The following is a 349-nucleotide window of genomic DNA, read 5'->3' on the forward strand; positions in this document are numbered from 1 at the left end:
TAAGACCCCTGGAAGATGACCAGGTTGATAGGTCCGAGGTGGAAGCGTGGCGACATGTGCAGCTGACGGATACTAATCGGTCGAGGACTTAACCAAATTACGTAAGGCGTTTGACTCGTGAACCAATCGTTATCTAGTTTTGAAAGAGCAAAAAGATTAAAAAAAGTCTTGATTTTTTCTGAAATCAACCTATAATAAATCTTGTCTCTTTTTTAAAAGAATGAATATGTCTGGTGACTATGGCGAAGAGGTCACACCCGTTCCCATACCGAACACGGAAGTTAAGCTCTTCAGCGCCAATGGTAGTTGGGGGTTTCCCCCTGTGAGAGTAGGACGCCGCCAGGCGTAT

At 44.7% G+C, this 349-nt stretch carries 2 rRNA genes; both read left to right on the forward strand.

What is annotated here, in order from left to right:
• A 23S ribosomal RNA gene (locus ACQCVE_RS19605) occupies positions 1-96 on the forward strand; the annotation flags it as partial.
• 133 nt (positions 97-229) lie between these two features.
• Positions 230-345, forward strand: a 5S ribosomal RNA gene (gene rrf, locus ACQCVE_RS19610).
• Positions 346-349: the final 4 nt, after the last annotated feature.

It is taken from the genome of Metabacillus sp. 113a (genome assembly GCF_050107635.1).
Classification (GTDB): Bacteria; Bacillota; Bacilli; order Bacillales; family Bacillaceae; genus Metabacillus_B.